At 59.8% G+C, this 251-nt stretch carries 1 protein-coding gene; it reads right to left on the bottom strand.

The window, feature by feature from the left end; all coding sequences use genetic code 11:
* A partial coding sequence (locus Q4563_RS21380) for an iron-containing alcohol dehydrogenase (protein WP_303605954.1) occupies positions 1 to 251 on the bottom strand: 251 nt, incomplete at both ends.

Raw genomic sequence — 251 nt, 5'->3', positions numbered from 1 at the left:
ATGCCAATGCCCTTGGCGCAGTCCATCGGGCTGCCGCCGCCCACGGCGACAATCAGGTTGCAGCCTTCTTCATTATAGAAGGCGGCTCCGGCCATGACTTCTTCGGTTCTGGGGTTGGGACTGACGGCGGAGAAAACCCGGTAATCAATGTCCATTTCCTGCAGGCTGTTTTGTACATCGGCGACCCACCCGGAGGCGATTACACCGGGGTCGGTGACGATCAATACCCGCTGGGCGCCAAAATTCCGGGC

The sequence above is a fragment of the Gilvimarinus sp. 1_MG-2023 genome, from assembly GCF_030548285.1.
This window is presented reverse-complemented; position numbering and strand designations above follow the sequence as displayed.